Here is a 14,263-nt window from a genome sequence, read left to right as displayed (position 1 = left end):
TTGTGAGACAATCGATTTTTGTCGATATTCTCATATGGTTTTTTCTGATAGTCTTTGCACTTTTCATAGTTCTCCCAATTGTCTTCATGTTTACCGCTTCAATCATGTCGTCAAAAAACATAATGAAGATACCATATCCATGGATCTCTGGGGAATTCCGCTGGCAGAATTACTGGCAAGCTATAAGGGGAAATGACGGAAAGTTCTTCTATTTGAGAAGTATTTGGAATTCTTTTCTCGTCGCATCTCTCACAACAGTTGGTACAGTACTTTTGAGTTCTTTAACTGGCTATGGCCTTGCAAAATACAAATTTAGAGGACGCACATTTGTCTTGATGATGATACTGAGCACGATGATGATTCCATTTGAGGCAATTATGATCCCGCTGTATTTGATCATCACAAGAATGGGTATGCAAGATACCTATTCTGGTCTAATAATCCCACTGTTGATGAGCGCCTTTGGTGTTTTTATGATGAGACAGTACTTACTGACTTTCCCAGATGAACTGATCGATGCAGCCAGAATCGATGGAACAACTGAGTTTGGTATATATTGGAAGATCGTATTACCCAACAGTCTGCCGGCTGTTGCAACATTAGCTATACTGACTTTCAGATCCCAGTGGGACAATCTTCTCTGGCCTTTGCTTGTGATCCAAAGCCCCGAAAAGAAAACAATACCCCTTTACATAATTCAGTTCGCAACAGAAAAATACACCAACGAAGGTGCTATGATGGCAGCCGCGGCAATCGCAAGCATACCTATGTTCATCTTGTTCTTTGCCTTGACAAAGTACTTTCTATCTGGCGCAGAACTTTTCGCAGCCAGAAAGGATTGATTTTGTCCTTTGACCTGACCATCAGCAGAATCGCATATTATCTTTTCTGAAAATCTACCAGTTCAAAGGTGTAACCAGATTCATGAATAATGGATTTGAGAACCAATGGCACATTCTTGTTAATCACCCAGCTTATCAGTGGCTTATCGTTTACATAGTAGGTGAACTTTTTCCCTTGGTACTTACCAACCTTTTCTTCGCCTTCATAGGCGATCTTTACACCGTACATGTTCAGCGTCGTTGGATTGTCAACATCGATCATACCAAAGAAACTCATATACGCCGGGTTATAAACGAAAGTGAAAAGCGCAGCTAAGTAAGATGTTGCGAAGTAATCATAGCTCAGTTCTTCGTCTTCGGGAACGGTGAATTTTGACCAATGTGTGATTTCATAACTATTTTTTATCTTCTCGCTTGTAAAACCTGCCAAAATTTCTTGTCCATCCTCTGTGATAACTTTGTAGGTGAAAAACTTGAAATCAGACAAGTTTAGAGTCTCCTGAGCAGCGAAAAGAAACACAGAAATGCCAATGAACAACCACAGCAGAAGCTTTCTCATTCATATCCCCCCTCATGATTTAGGATCAATCTATTATACATCAAAAAATGCCATAGACAAGAACTCCCACAAAACCACTTGCAAAGATTAGTATGAGAGGATGAATCTTGAACTTATTGATAGAGAAGAACACCACCGCGGCAATAAAGATCGTCCATAGATCACTTATTCTCGGTAGAACCAGTGAGTACAAAGTTACCGTAACCATCACTGTGGTGATACCTGCCAAAGCCTTAGACCATCTTTCCTTATCAACACTCACTCGATTGGCGAGTACGAAGAGAAAAAAGATGATCACTATAGGTGCCAAGAGAAAGGTAAATGTAGTGACCAACGCCCCGAGAAACCCAAAGTACTTATAACCTGTGTAAGTGGCAAGATTTATGGCAACAGGTCCGGGAGTCATCTGGGCAATCGAGACTGCTTGAGCAAATTCTTCTGCAGAAAGTATTCCCTTGGAAATCATCTCAGATCTCAGGATTCCTACAATTGCCCAACCACCGCCAAAAGCGAAAAAACCTATCTTTAAGAACGTGAGGATTAAGTTCAACAGCATCTCATTTTGCTCCTTTCAGATAGAGAACACCTATCACTCCGAGAAAGACAAATATGAGCAAAGATGAATTCAAGATCAGCAAGATCACACCAGTTAAAACAACCAAAATCCTGAAAAGATCCCACTTCTGTCTCTTCAACATGCCGTAGAAAACATTGAAAACAAGACCTATTACAGCTGCATAACAACCATTGAGAAATCCTTGAACATAGACACTGGCAGAGAAGGACTTTATCACAGATGCTACAGCCACTATTGCGAGAAATGGAGGAATAACTATTGCGAGTCCAGCCAAGAAAGCTCCTAAGATGCCTGCCACTTGCTTGCCTATAATTATAGCCGTGTTAAAGGCAATAGGACCCGGTATCGACTGAGCAATAGATAGGTTTTTGTAGAACTCATCTTCCGTCAGCCAGTTGAGTTTTTTTGCTTCCCACTGCATCACAGGAATCATTGCATATCCTCCGCCAAGTGTCAAAGCGGAAATCTTCAAGAAAGTGAAAAACACTTTGCGCAATAGCTTGGCATTGATCATCCCGAAATACTCCTTTCACCAGAACAATTGTTATTTTAGCGAACATATCCATTTTCTGTGTCCGTTTAACCTTTGTTAAACTCATCTTTATACATCTCTTGATCCAGACGATCGAACCATAAAGAAATGGTAACCCAGTTTAGATCTTCTCACCACACCAACTGTTTGAAAGTCAGTTACCTCTGAATCAATTTCATGGAGTTGTACACCATTGCAAGGAGGTTGAAAAGATCGATAATCAGCGAGAGAGAAGTTGCGCTATTTGGCTGATGTTTTTAAAGTGCAAGCAATAAGATGCGGCTCACTACGTTCAAAGCTCATAAGGAATTTCTAAGGCAAACCTACAGTGTGAAGTTCGATTATCTATATATTCTCTACTGCCACTGTAGCTCAATATGCACAACGAAGACATGCAGTAACTGTGGAAGCACACGAGAGATAAGACTGTCAGAAAGAGAGTATGAATGTCCTGTATGTGGACACAGTATGAACAGAGATTTGAACTCGGCGATTAATATGTTAAGGTTCGTAGGGCTGGAGCGGTTTGAAGTGAAACCTGAGGAGGTCACCCAGCAGTAATCGATATGGCTCAACTAAAGGTTATATCGAGAACCCAAAGCTCCTCGATTCATCAAGAATGTAGTTCACAACAGCTTGATAGCTGTGATTATTCAATAGTCATTAGTGTAGCATCTTCAGTTGGAGTGGCAGTTTCAGTTTCATCTATCTCTGCTGGTACTTCAAAGACCAAGTAAGAATGAGCCTTGTGAACCTCGTAGTTCTCAAGGTAGATGGCAGCAAGTTGAGAAGACTTCAAAATCACCAAGTTTTCAGCATTTGTTTGCTCGGCAGCCTTTGAGAAATTGAAAGAACCAGTGATTACTATTTCTTCATCTATAACAATCACTTTGTTGTGGTGAATGGATTCTTTGGCATCCACATATACAGGAATACCAGCCTTTCGGAGAAATGGAGTTTGAGAATATCTTGATCTGTCATTTGCCTCATCTATAATAATCTCAACGTGTATTCCTCTGTAAAAAGCCTCCAAGAGGGCATCAGCAATAGGTTTGGATGTAAATGAGTATATCATTACTTTGATCTCTCTTTCTGCTTGTTGAATCTGCTGAACAATTGCGTTCGTAGATCCACCTTTCGGAGAAAAATAAACGCCGAGAACTTCAACCTCAAAGCCAAGCAGAAGAGTACAAAGCAGCAGAAGTGAAAGAACGATCCTTTTCATGGTAGTTCCCTCTGTAAATTGTATCACAAAAAATAGGGGCCTCGTTGGGGGGCCCCACAATCCCGCGAGAAGGTGTTGATCTATGAGAAAGGTTGCTGGTCGCCGAAATTATTCGTGAATCTTTGATATCGAAGAGTTTCTACTGCAAAGTTCGTTCTCCGATTTCTATCATAATAGAGATTTCAAAAAATGCTCACCACTTAAAGTGATTTTTCGTGAATTGTTTCACTATTATCACATTCACGACCTCTTTTGAAAAGCGCACTTCAATACACTTATCTTCGCTAAGAGAAGGAAAAAACTTTTCCAATTCAGAAAATAGTGGAGAGTGAGATGATCCACTGAGATACGAAATAACTTGCGAGCACTATCGCATCGCGCGCTGGTATCTCACGAACATATTTGTCTACAGCTAAGCAGAAATCTGAAAAAACGAAGAGGCCTCCAGCAAGTGGTAGAAGCACTCTTAGAAAATAGATTTGCTCGTTTAGGACTGAAAATGTCGTACAGAACATCCAACCAATCACGAGCACGTACACAAAGATTGGCAACCTCATCTCACCAAGATGTTTGTGAAGAACCACAAAGTACAAAAACAACAGCGAGCCAAAGACGATCAAAACAAAATGAAAAGCTGGAAAAGAAAACTCTGAAACAAAAGCAAGGCTGTAGAATAAATGCCCCAATAGGAAGGCGATCATTCCGCGTAAAAAGCCTTCTGGTTTCTCCAAGAAGATATCTCCGAGAAGACCAAAGAGCAATCCAAAGAAGACAAGCCACTCTTTGCCACTGGCATTCAAGAATGCTATCACAATCGCACAAGAAGTCGTTAACGCTTTTAGTATCACAGCGCTCTTGTTTTTCTTCTTGAAAATAATCGTCAGCATAGCAAGAACGGCCATAATGAGAGACAGAAAAAAAGTTGCCTTCAATCTTAAACCACTGCGCCAACTGTAGATCTTTTCAGCATCTTGCCTTGTTCCTTTCAAGTTACCCAAATCAAACGAAGCGTATTCGATGTTCTGCAAAGGTTTGTTTGAAAACATATGATTCCATGTGCTGACATAGATCACTATTTGTCCGTCTTCTGTCTCGAAACTCTCAATTGGTACCTGTGCCTTGTTGTGTAAATTCTCAGTCTGAAAATACGACCGCGAATCACAGAAATCGTCTTTGAATTCAACATGATCTTCAAAAATGAAAAAGGTCTCTATATCATAAAAACGTCCCCACTTGAAGAACCTGTACAGATCGTAAATAAAGTCGGTGAATGGTTTTGGATGATCCTCGTCCCAAAAAACAACGGTTATCTCGATTTTGTCAGCATCTTCATATGAATAGATTGCATGAACTGAGTTCTCTTTGTCAAAAGTTGGAATCTTTATCCTCGCCCCGAACCCCAAAACGACGAATACCAAGATGACAAAAATGAAGGTCTTCTTTTGCACTTGGTCACCTCCATAACAATTATTATACTTTTCTCATGAAAAGTTCACATCACGTGTCAAATTTGTCAATCTTGTTGACATGAGAGCAAATATATGATATAACATGTAATGATAAGTGGGGTGAGTGTGTTGAAGAACAAGCCGATGTACAAAGTGGTGAAAGAATACATCCTCTCTAAGATTAGGAAAGGTGAACTTGCAGCCGAAGAACGAATACCGTCTGAAAAAGAGTTGATGGATCTATTTCAAGTGAGCAGAATAACTGTGAGAAAAGCCATAGACGAACTTGCTTTGGAAGGATACATTTACAGATTGCAGGGCATAGGTGCTTTTGTTCAAAAACCTTCTTCGAAAATTCAACCTGTTTCCTCAAAGTTGGTTGGTGTCTTTCTGACAACAGCTTCTGATGTGTTGAGTGTTGGCATCCTGCGGGGTGTCGAAGAATATCTATCTACCTTGGATTTTCATCCGGTGGTGCAGTTTTCTGACGATGATGAGAACTCCGAGAGAGAAAAACTGAACAGACTCGTGCGGCTTGAAGTAGCTGGTTTCATAATCCTTCCACATCTGTGTTCTCTTTCTGATGAGACACTCCTTGAGTTGGTAAGGCAGAAGAAGCCAGTTGTCTTCGTAGACAGAACAATCGAAGGGTTGGAGTATCACAGCGTTCAGTCAGACAACCAAAAAGGCGCTTACGATATCACGAAGCACTTAGTTGAGGTGCACAACTACAGGAAGATCGCCTTCGTTTCTTGGGAGAGCACCAAGGTGAGCAGTGTTAGAGAAAGATTTCGCGGTGCAAAAAGAGCGTGTGACGAACACAACGCAATTATCCACTTGATTCAGATCGATAAACAACAGATAAAGGATTTGCACCAGATGGTAAAACAATTTGACGCCATCTTTGCCTGTACAGATTTACTCGCTGTAGAGATAATATCTCATTTACAGACCTTTGGTTTTTCGATTCCAGAAGACATTGCTGTAGTAGGCTTTGACGACAGGCCTTTCAGCGAGTTCATTCAACCAAAACTCACCACGGTGCGTCAATATCCAGAGAAAATAGGCGAAAGAGCAGCTGCAACTCTCATCTCTCTTTTGGCATGGAATGATGTAGAAGAAAGAGTGCAGTACGTTCCCACAAAGTTGGTTGTTCGACATTCCTGTGGTTGCAAGTAGCACTTCATAGGGGGAGGTGTTTTCATGAAAAGGTTGTTTTGTTTGTTACTGCTGGTCGCTTTGGCTATCTTTGTAGCTGCTGAAAAAGTCACCATCATCGCAAATGCCATCAAGGGTGGCAAGAACACGCAGGTAGTTGACTGGTTTGAAAAGTTCATCCCAAGTATTGAGAAAGAACTGAATATCCAAGTTGAATTGATTCAGACCGGTATCAAAGACGAAGACTTCAAAGCCAGGATAGTTCTGGACATCAAAGGTGGCGGCGGAGCAGACATACTCTGGATCGACGGCTTTTGGGTACCGGAGTTCGTCGAAGCAGGTTATCTGAGGCCCATCGACGATATTCTTGAATCTATTCCAGCTTGGAAATACTACTATGATTCAATGAAAGCGATGGGTAGTTACAAAGGAAAGACCTATCTTGTACCTGCCTCCACAGATGTCAGAATGATTTATTACAACAAGGAGCTCTTCAAGAAGGCAGGGATACCAATTCCATGGCAACCGAAGAGTTGGGAGGATATCATCAAAACTGCAAGAATCATCAAAGAGAAGCTCCCTGGTGTGACACCATTGCAGATCAATGCCGGTACAGAGATGGGCGAAGCTACAACGATGCAGGGATTCTTCATGGTTCTGCTCGGGGCTGGTGGAAATCTCTACGACTGGGAAAGCGGAAAGTGGATCACAAACAGCAGCGCATTGAGAGACACACTTGCCTTTTACAAACAAATCTACGTCGATGAAAAACTTGGAGATGCACAACTTCAAGTCTCACCAGGTGCACGTGAAAAAAGCTTTGAGCTCTTCAGACAAGAGAAGATAGCCATGTACGTTGAAGGAACATGGATGTTCACCTCCGTACTCAATCCAAACAATGCATCCTGGGGCTTTCCTGATAGAGACGAGAGAATCGGTTGGGCTGCAATGCCTGGGAGAGGCAAACCAGGAGATCCAGAGTTTGTCTCAATCTCTGGCGGTACAGGCTTCGCGGTCAACCCGAATACAAAGAATCCAAAACTAGTGGCAGAAGTCCTCAAGAGAATCCTCTACATAGAACCACAACTTACCTACTTTGAACTGAAACCATTTGTCTCACCAAGATCTGACCTTGCCGATTCTTGCTGGACTATCAACAGAGACAAATTCATCGCTGAAACGAGCAGAGCCTTGGTGAAGTACACTACCTTCAGACCTGCATTCCCAGTCTATCCAGAGATATCTTTCCAAGCTCAACTTTTGACAGAGAGAGTCGTGACAAAACAAATGACGATCGACCAGGCACTCAAAGAATTTGCAGCAGAGGTAACTCGAATAGTTGGCAAAGAAAATGTGACCGAAAAACCTTGATTCGAAAGGGGGGTTTATCCCCCCTTCTTTTGGATGGTGATCTCTTTGCACAGAAGATATTTGATGGGTAAAAAGATGACTTTCATTCTTCTGATACCAGCTTTAGTGTTCATATCGATCTTCCTCATCTTTCCAGCAATCTGGGTTCTGAAAGTGGGTATGACGAATGAAACACTGACTGGTGTAAAAGCAAGAAGTCCAGACTTTGTCGGCTTTGATAATTTCAGAAGAATTCTTTCAGATCGTTTCTTTTACAACGCCCTTCGAATAAGTTTGTTGTTCGTTTTTGGCTCCGCAATAATAGGGCAAGCTGGTCTTGGGATGGTCTTAGCACTACTGACTTATAGAAAAAGTCACAGACTCAAAACACTGGTTCAATCAGTAGTCATTCTTGCATGGATCATACCAGAAGTTGTAGTCGCCTACTTGTGGATTGCCTTTCTTGACAAAGACTATGGAACGCTGAATTCATTACTCTCTTGGATGGGAGCTGGAAAGATTAACTGGTTCTACGATCATCCGATTTTCACAATCGTGATCTTCAACACCTGGAGAGGTACAGCATATTCGATGCTTCTCTTCTCGGCAGCCCTTGAAACTATTCCACCATCTTATCTTGAGACTGCCGACATAATAGGAACGTCGAGTTGGAGAAAGTTCAAAGATATCATTCTGCCGAACGTAAAAAGCTACATCTTCACCGATTTCATATTGATAACCCTGTGGACCTTCAACGTCTTTACACCTTATCTGTTGACAGGTGGAGGACCATCCTTTAGAACAGAACTTCTACCAATTTACATCTACAGAAATGCCTTCAGGTATTTCAAAATAGGTTATGGTTCAGCGATATCAACTGTTGTTCTGATGATAAATCTTGTGCTTGCCGTTTTCTACATAACTCTGTCACGGAGGAAAAGAACATGAGAGACCCAAGAAGGATCAGTAAGATCACAACTTATATAATACTCAGTCCAATACTTGCTTTCTTTATTGCCCCAATTCTTTGGTTGCTGGTAACACCCTTCAGCTCGCGACCATCGCTTTTCATATCATTCTCGACTCCGACACTTGAAAACTTCGTAAAGGTCTTTCAGAACAAAACCGCAGTAACTGCATTCAAGAACAGCGTGATCATTTCTGTAGGAGTAGTCCTCCTCGTAACTACTTGTGCGCTCTTTGCATCATATGTTCTCTCAAGGCATTATTTCAGAGGTAGAGATATCCTGCTCTACGTACTCGTTCTCTTTTCGAGCATAGTTACAGGTGTGGCAGCGATGGTACCGATATTCATATTGAATCTGAGGTTTGGCCTGATCGACAAAGAACTTGGCGTGATCTTGACGATGACAGGAGGTATGTTACCGACCTCGATATTCATTCTGAAAGATTTTTTTGATTCAATTCCCAGAACTTTCGAAGAAGCTGCACTCGTCGATGGAAGCTCTCCACTTCAAGTCATGTTCAGAATATTCTTACCTCTTTCGAGCAAGGGAATAATAGTGATTGCAATGCTTGTTTTTGCTCAATCATGGAGTAATTTTCTCATACCGTTCATACTTCTGAGGTCTCATACAAAATATCCAGTATCAATAGCGATATACACATTCTTCACCGAAATAGGTGTTCCAGACATAGGCATGATCTCTGCTTATGCCTTGCTCTACACAACCCCAGTCATAGTGACCTATTTTCTGATCGAAAGAAAGTTTGGCTTTTCATTCTACGGTGGCATAAAAGGCTAAAAGGAGGTATTCTGAAGTGCCTTGGATAGAGTTCGTAAACGTTGTAAAACATTTCGACAATGTGATCGCGGTGAAAAATGTGAGTTTTTCAATAGAAAGAAACGATTTCTTCACCTTACTTGGACCATCGGGCTGTGGAAAGACCACCACATTGAGACTCATTGCCGGACTTGAGATACCAGATGATGGCAAGATTTTCATAGCCAATCAGGACGTTACGTACAAACTCCCGAAGGAGAGAAATGTTGCCATGGTCTTTCAAAACTACGCGCTTTATCCTCACATGACCGTTAAGGAAAACATCTCATACCCACTTGTCGTCAGAAAAATGCCGAAGGCAGAGATAGAGAAAAGAGTCGGTTATATTGCACAAAGTCTTCAAATACACCAACTTTTGGACAGATACCCACAACAGATAAGCGGTGGACAACAGCAGAGAGTGGCATTGGCTCGGGCAATGATACAAACACCATCGGTTTTCTTGTTAGATGAACCTTTGTCTAATCTTGATGCAAAACTCAGATTGGAGGCAAGAAGTTTCCTTAAACACCTTTACACAGAACTTGGCACTGCTGTGGTGTATGTCACGCACGATCAGGCTGAGGCAATGGCTTTGTCAACGAAGATAGCAGTAATGGATAATGGGGTTGTCAAACAGATTGGCTCTCCCAAAGAGATCTACGACGAACCTGCAAATACATTTGTTGCATCCTTTATAGGCAATCCTCCGATGAATATTCTCCGGTGCGAGATATCTGAAAATCACTGTTACATAGGTGAACAGAGGATCGACCTACAACCTTCACTGAAGAAAGATCTTCAAAGAGGCTATCTTGGAATAAGACCAGAGAACCTTCAACTACATCCAACCAAAGGAGATCTTGTTGCAGAGATTTTCGTTGTTGAACCACTCGGCGTCGAAACAATAGTGACTCTCAGTGTCAATGGGTACCAGTTGAAATCTCTTGTTTTCGAAGATGTCCCTTACAAACCTGGTGATAAAATTTGGATTAACTTCAAAAGAGACAAGATCCACATATTCGATGAAAATGGACAGAGGGTGGCCAGATGAGTGAACCTGTGATAATCGAAGGAAAACTGGCAGCAGAAGATTCTAAGAGATTGATCTTCCAACATTTTGAAGTCCCAGAAAATACAAGCAGTGTACGAATACATTTTGAGTACTCTCCAACCTCAGTTGGACCGATACAGAATCACGTCAACCTTCTGATCTACGATTCACTTGGAAGATTCATGGGGAGATACGATCGAGGAACGAAAGAATTCACAGTTGGAAAAGATGCAACTTGCGCTGCAGAAAGAACACTTCCTTTACCTGGAGAATGGACGATTTGCTTCGAAAACCACTACTTATTCACAGATGTTAGATACAAAGTTCTTATTGAAACACAGGGTGATCTGAAGTACACAGCTTTCATTGGAGAATTGCACACACACAGTGTGCACAGCGATGGGGTTTTCGCCGTTCAGGAGCTCTCAAGATACCTCAAGGAAATTGGGTTTGACTTCTTCTTCTTGACAGATCACAGCAACATAACTGGATGGAGAGAGATAGAAGATATCGAAGGTATCAGTTGTTTCCCCGGGCAAGAACTCAACACCTTTAACGGTCACGCACTCATCTTGGGATGCAAGACCTTCATAGACTGGAAAGAGGCTGACGGCACCCAGAAAAAGATACCTCAAATACTAAGAGAAGTTCATCTGCAGAATGGACTCATTGGAGTTGCCCATCCATTCGCTTTGGGAGATCCGTTGTGTGTTGGATGCAAATGGATGTATGATTTCAACCCATTTGTGAGCGATTTTGTCGAAGTCTGGAATTCAGATTTGAGCAGATTTGAACTGAATTTCGAAGCAATAGGAAAGTGGATTGAGAATCTCAAAAAAGGTAGAAGAACAACGGCAACTGCGGGTAGAGATTTGCACAGACGTTCTGACTCAGATTGGCTCAAGACTGTTGTACTTGTAAGAGAATTGAGCCTATCAGAGGTGATCTATGCAATAAAGTTTGGCAAAACTTATCTGGGCTACACGAACGGCCTGTCCTTTACGGTTGAAGGAAAATCCTTTGGACAGACCATCTCTTGGCAGGAAAGTGTGCGCGTGATGGCTAATATCGGTGACTTTGATCAACAAAATGTGATGATAGTCACAAAAAGCTCATCAAAAGATTTCGGCAAAGTCAAGGAGATAGATACAAAAATAGAGGTTCACCCAGATGATTTTGTGATTCTCATCGTCTACGGCAAGCACAGTTTACCGATTTTCATAACAAACCCAGTCTTTGTAAAGAGAGGTGAAGAGAATTGAAAAAGGCTTACATGATCACACATACCCATTGGGACAGAGAGTGGTATGCCACCTTCGAAATCTTCAGAGAAAGACTGACACTCCTGCTGGAAAAATTGACTCAAATCATGAGCAAAGATGACTCTTTCAAACACTTTCACTTGGATGGTCAAACGATAGTACTCGAAGACTTTCAAGAGACTATGGGTCAAAAAGAGGAACTTCTAAAGTTGATACGAAAAGGAAGAATAGCCGTAGGGCCCTGGTACATACTAGCAGATGAATTTCTGGTAAATTCTGAATCTTGGATCAGAAATTACCTGTACAGTGAGAAAATCGCCGAGCAGCTCGATATCAAAATCTCAAAGATTGGTTACCTACCAGACATGTTTGGTCACAACGCTTACATGCCATCTATAATCAAAGGCTTGGGTATGAAATGGGCAGTTATATGGCGCGGAATAGATAACATTGAAAAAACGACCTTTTCTTGGTCGAGCCCTTTTGGTGATTCTGTTAACGTAGTTTATCTGATTCACAGTTACTCAAATGCTGCGCACTTTGGAATTGAGCGTGAAGCCCTCAAAGAAAAGTTCATAGAAGAAGCAAAGATTCTCTCAAAGATCGATCCAACCAACCCGCCTCTTCTGATGAATGGGACGGACCACGAGATACCGTACTGCGATGTTGGGAAGATCATTGAGGAGGCTTCTACATCGGAAATGGAGTTTGTCCAGACGAGTTTTGAAGAATACATCTCGAAACTCAGTACTCCGAAAGTGAGCGTTTCTGGAGAACTTAGATCACCGAGGGCCTTCCCGATTCTCAAAGACGTGACTTCAGCACGAATCTGGGAAAAGATATTGCATCACAGAGCTGAGAAATTCTACATTCACTATCTTGAACCGATCCTTGCAATCTCAAAACTTCTTGGCAACTCAACCCCATATCAGTCGCTTTCTTATGGATGGAAGTTGATACTGCAATGTCAACCTCATGACAGCATCTGTGGTTGTAGCATCGATGAAGTTCACAGAACAGTTCAGAACAGGTTGAAAAGATCAATAGACCATGGCAAGGCTTTGTTTGCGAAAACCTTCCTCCAGATCATGGGGGAACGCACCAGCGATATGGCGCTCACATTCTTCAACCCACTTGAAAGAGAGTTCAAAGGGGTTGTCGAAAGTCATCTGCGTTTACCCGAAGGAAGCTACGATTTTGTCGACGAGGAAAATGGAGAGATCGCTGAGTCAGTTGCATTGAATTGCGTAGAAAACTCTGAAACAGATTTGAGCACTCTTGTGAGATTCTATGAAAACCACACGACTAAAGCTGTTGAAAATGATCTCAGGGAAAGGCATACTTATTTGGTGAACATAAACGTACCAGCCTTTGGCTTCAAGACCTTCAAAGTCGTACCAAAAGGCAAGCGATCTGAGAATGTCTTCAACTCACCTCATCGAATAAAAGAGAACGGAACTTTGACACTGAATCATGCTGGAAAGACTGTGGAAAATCTTTGCTACTTGGAGGATATTGAAGACGTTGGCGATGAGTACAACTACAGCTTTGCACAGAAAGAAATCTTCACTTCACTCGATTCAAGGGCAACAATAACTGAGACTGTCAACTGTTCCTTTGTCAAGAAGGTGGCTGTGAAAAATCATATGCTCATACCTGAGTCGATACAGAGCAACAGAAAGAGTCGTTCTGAAAGATTGGTTCACTTACCCTTTGAGATCGAGTACACTTTTTATCGTGATCTGCCAAGAGTAGATGTTAAGCTAAGATTCACCAATCTTGCCAAGGATCACAGACTTTCGGTTGTCTTCCCGATGAAAGACTTGACCGAAGTCATTACCGATGGATACTTTGGTCCTGTTGTTCACAAGATAGAAAACTTCAACGCTGATTACTCCCAGTGGGCAGAGCTTCCTGAGAACAACTTTGCCATGTACTGGTTTGTGACGATACCGCAAGTGGGTATCACGATTTCCACCAAAGGATTGAGAGAAGTACGCGTGGAAAAGGAAGGTTTGAAGATAACTCTTTTGAGAAGTGTCGAATGGCTTTCGAGAAACGATCTTGTCACCAGACCAGGACACGCAGGACCTGGCATCAAGACACCTGAAGCACAAGGCATTGGCGAGCACAGTGTGGAATTTTCAATCATACTTCACGAAGATTGGAGTCTTGAAGAAGTCTACAGAAAGGTCAGAGAGTATCAAGTCCCGCCTCTGGCGATACAGGGGAAGTTTGAAGAAACTCTTAGTGTGGAGAAAATCGAACTGACCGATGGATTTTTGAACGCCTTCAAACCATCACAAAATGGTGAAGGCGTGATAGTACGTGCCTTCAATCCAGAGGGAAAAAGCCCAATTCTCAGATGCACAAAACCGATCTCAGAAACAAATCTTGCTGAGAAAGCTGTCCAAGATCATGATAGATTGACGAATGTGAGAAGTTGGTTGATCCAGGTATAAACCATGCTAT

At 42.0% G+C, this 14,263-nt stretch carries 14 protein-coding genes; 9 read left to right on the top strand and 5 right to left on the bottom strand.

From position 1 onward, the window contains the following. Positions 1-2: 2 nt before the first annotated feature. Positions 3-842 carry a carbohydrate ABC transporter permease gene (locus ACSFC1_RS01560; protein WP_435564379.1) on the top strand — a complete coding sequence of 280 codons (840 nt, stop codon included), beginning with the start codon at positions 3-5 and terminating at the stop codon, positions 840-842. A gap of 37 nt (positions 843-879) precedes the next feature. Here the strand turns inward: ACSFC1_RS01560 and ACSFC1_RS01555 are convergent, their stop codons facing one another. The 3 genes from ACSFC1_RS01555 to ACSFC1_RS01545 are packed head-to-tail and all read right to left on the bottom strand — an operon-like array spanning position 880 to position 2,492. Then, positions 880-1,401: a hypothetical protein gene (locus ACSFC1_RS01555; protein ID WP_435564378.1), complete on the bottom strand. Its 522-nt coding sequence runs from the start codon at positions 1,399-1,401 to the stop codon at positions 880-882. Positions 1,402-1,441: 40 nt separating this feature from the next. Further along, a complete protein-coding gene (locus ACSFC1_RS01550) occupies positions 1,442-1,957 on the bottom strand; it encodes a chromate transporter (RefSeq protein ID WP_435564377.1) in 516 nt (171 codons plus the stop codon). Position 1,958: 1 nt separating this feature from the next. After that, the gene (locus ACSFC1_RS01545) at positions 1,959-2,492 is read right to left on the bottom strand and encodes a chromate transporter (protein ID WP_435564376.1); all 534 of its coding nucleotides are present in this window, start codon (positions 2,490-2,492) and stop codon (positions 1,959-1,961) included. Between the two features lie 294 nt (positions 2,493-2,786). On the opposite strand from ACSFC1_RS01545, the gene ACSFC1_RS01540 reads away from it, so the two are divergent. Further along, positions 2,787-3,071 (top strand): zinc ribbon domain-containing protein, encoded by a 285-nt coding sequence (locus ACSFC1_RS01540; protein ID WP_435564375.1) that lies wholly within the window; start codon positions 2,787-2,789, stop codon positions 3,069-3,071. 88 nt (positions 3,072-3,159) lie between these two features. On the opposite strand, the gene ACSFC1_RS01535 is transcribed toward ACSFC1_RS01540, so the two are convergent. Together ACSFC1_RS01535 and ACSFC1_RS01530 are read right to left on the bottom strand one after the other, a co-directional pair. After that, positions 3,160-3,735: a phospholipase D family protein gene (locus ACSFC1_RS01535; RefSeq protein ID WP_435564374.1), complete on the bottom strand. Its 576-nt coding sequence runs from the start codon at positions 3,733-3,735 to the stop codon at positions 3,160-3,162. A gap of 311 nt (positions 3,736-4,046) precedes the next feature. Next, positions 4,047-5,183 carry a lysoplasmalogenase gene (locus ACSFC1_RS01530; protein WP_435564373.1) on the bottom strand — a complete coding sequence of 379 codons (1,137 nt, stop codon included), beginning with the start codon at positions 5,181-5,183 and terminating at the stop codon, positions 4,047-4,049. A gap of 129 nt (positions 5,184-5,312) precedes the next feature. Between ACSFC1_RS01530 and ACSFC1_RS01525 the strand changes: the two genes are divergently transcribed. From ACSFC1_RS01525 to ACSFC1_RS01495, 7 genes are read left to right on the top strand one after another with little or no spacing between them, the layout of a single operon-like run. Beyond that, complete coding sequence (locus ACSFC1_RS01525; protein ID WP_435564372.1) at positions 5,313-6,362, top strand: GntR family transcriptional regulator; 1,050 nt, start codon at positions 5,313-5,315, stop codon at positions 6,360-6,362. Between the two features lie 24 nt (positions 6,363-6,386). Then, positions 6,387-7,712 (top strand): extracellular solute-binding protein, encoded by a 1,326-nt coding sequence (locus tag ACSFC1_RS01520; protein ID WP_435564371.1) that lies wholly within the window; start codon positions 6,387-6,389, stop codon positions 7,710-7,712. 45 nt (positions 7,713-7,757) lie between these two features. Then, complete coding sequence (locus tag ACSFC1_RS01515) at positions 7,758-8,639, top strand: carbohydrate ABC transporter permease (RefSeq protein WP_435564370.1); 882 nt, start codon at positions 7,758-7,760, stop codon at positions 8,637-8,639. Next, positions 8,636-9,457 (top strand): carbohydrate ABC transporter permease, encoded by an 822-nt coding sequence (locus ACSFC1_RS01510; protein WP_435564369.1) that lies wholly within the window; start codon positions 8,636-8,638, stop codon positions 9,455-9,457. Before ACSFC1_RS01515 ends, ACSFC1_RS01510 begins: the two co-directional genes overlap by 4 nt. A 16-nt stretch (positions 9,458-9,473) precedes the next feature. Further along, complete coding sequence (locus ACSFC1_RS01505) at positions 9,474-10,529, top strand: ABC transporter ATP-binding protein (RefSeq protein WP_435564368.1); 1,056 nt, start codon at positions 9,474-9,476, stop codon at positions 10,527-10,529. Beyond that, positions 10,526-11,791, top strand: a complete 1,266-nt coding sequence (locus ACSFC1_RS01500; RefSeq protein ID WP_435564367.1) for a CehA/McbA family metallohydrolase — start codon at positions 10,526-10,528, stop codon at positions 11,789-11,791. Before ACSFC1_RS01505 ends, ACSFC1_RS01500 begins: the two co-directional genes overlap by 4 nt. Continuing rightward, positions 11,788-14,253 (top strand): hypothetical protein, encoded by a 2,466-nt coding sequence (locus ACSFC1_RS01495; protein WP_435564366.1) that lies wholly within the window; start codon positions 11,788-11,790, stop codon positions 14,251-14,253. Before ACSFC1_RS01500 ends, ACSFC1_RS01495 begins: the two co-directional genes overlap by 4 nt. Positions 14,254-14,263 lie beyond the last annotated feature (10 nt).

Source organism: Pseudothermotoga sp. U03pept, from assembly GCF_051235805.1.
Lineage (GTDB): Bacteria > Thermotogota > Thermotogae > Thermotogales > DSM-5069 > Pseudothermotoga_B.
This window is presented reverse-complemented; position numbering and strand designations above follow the sequence as displayed.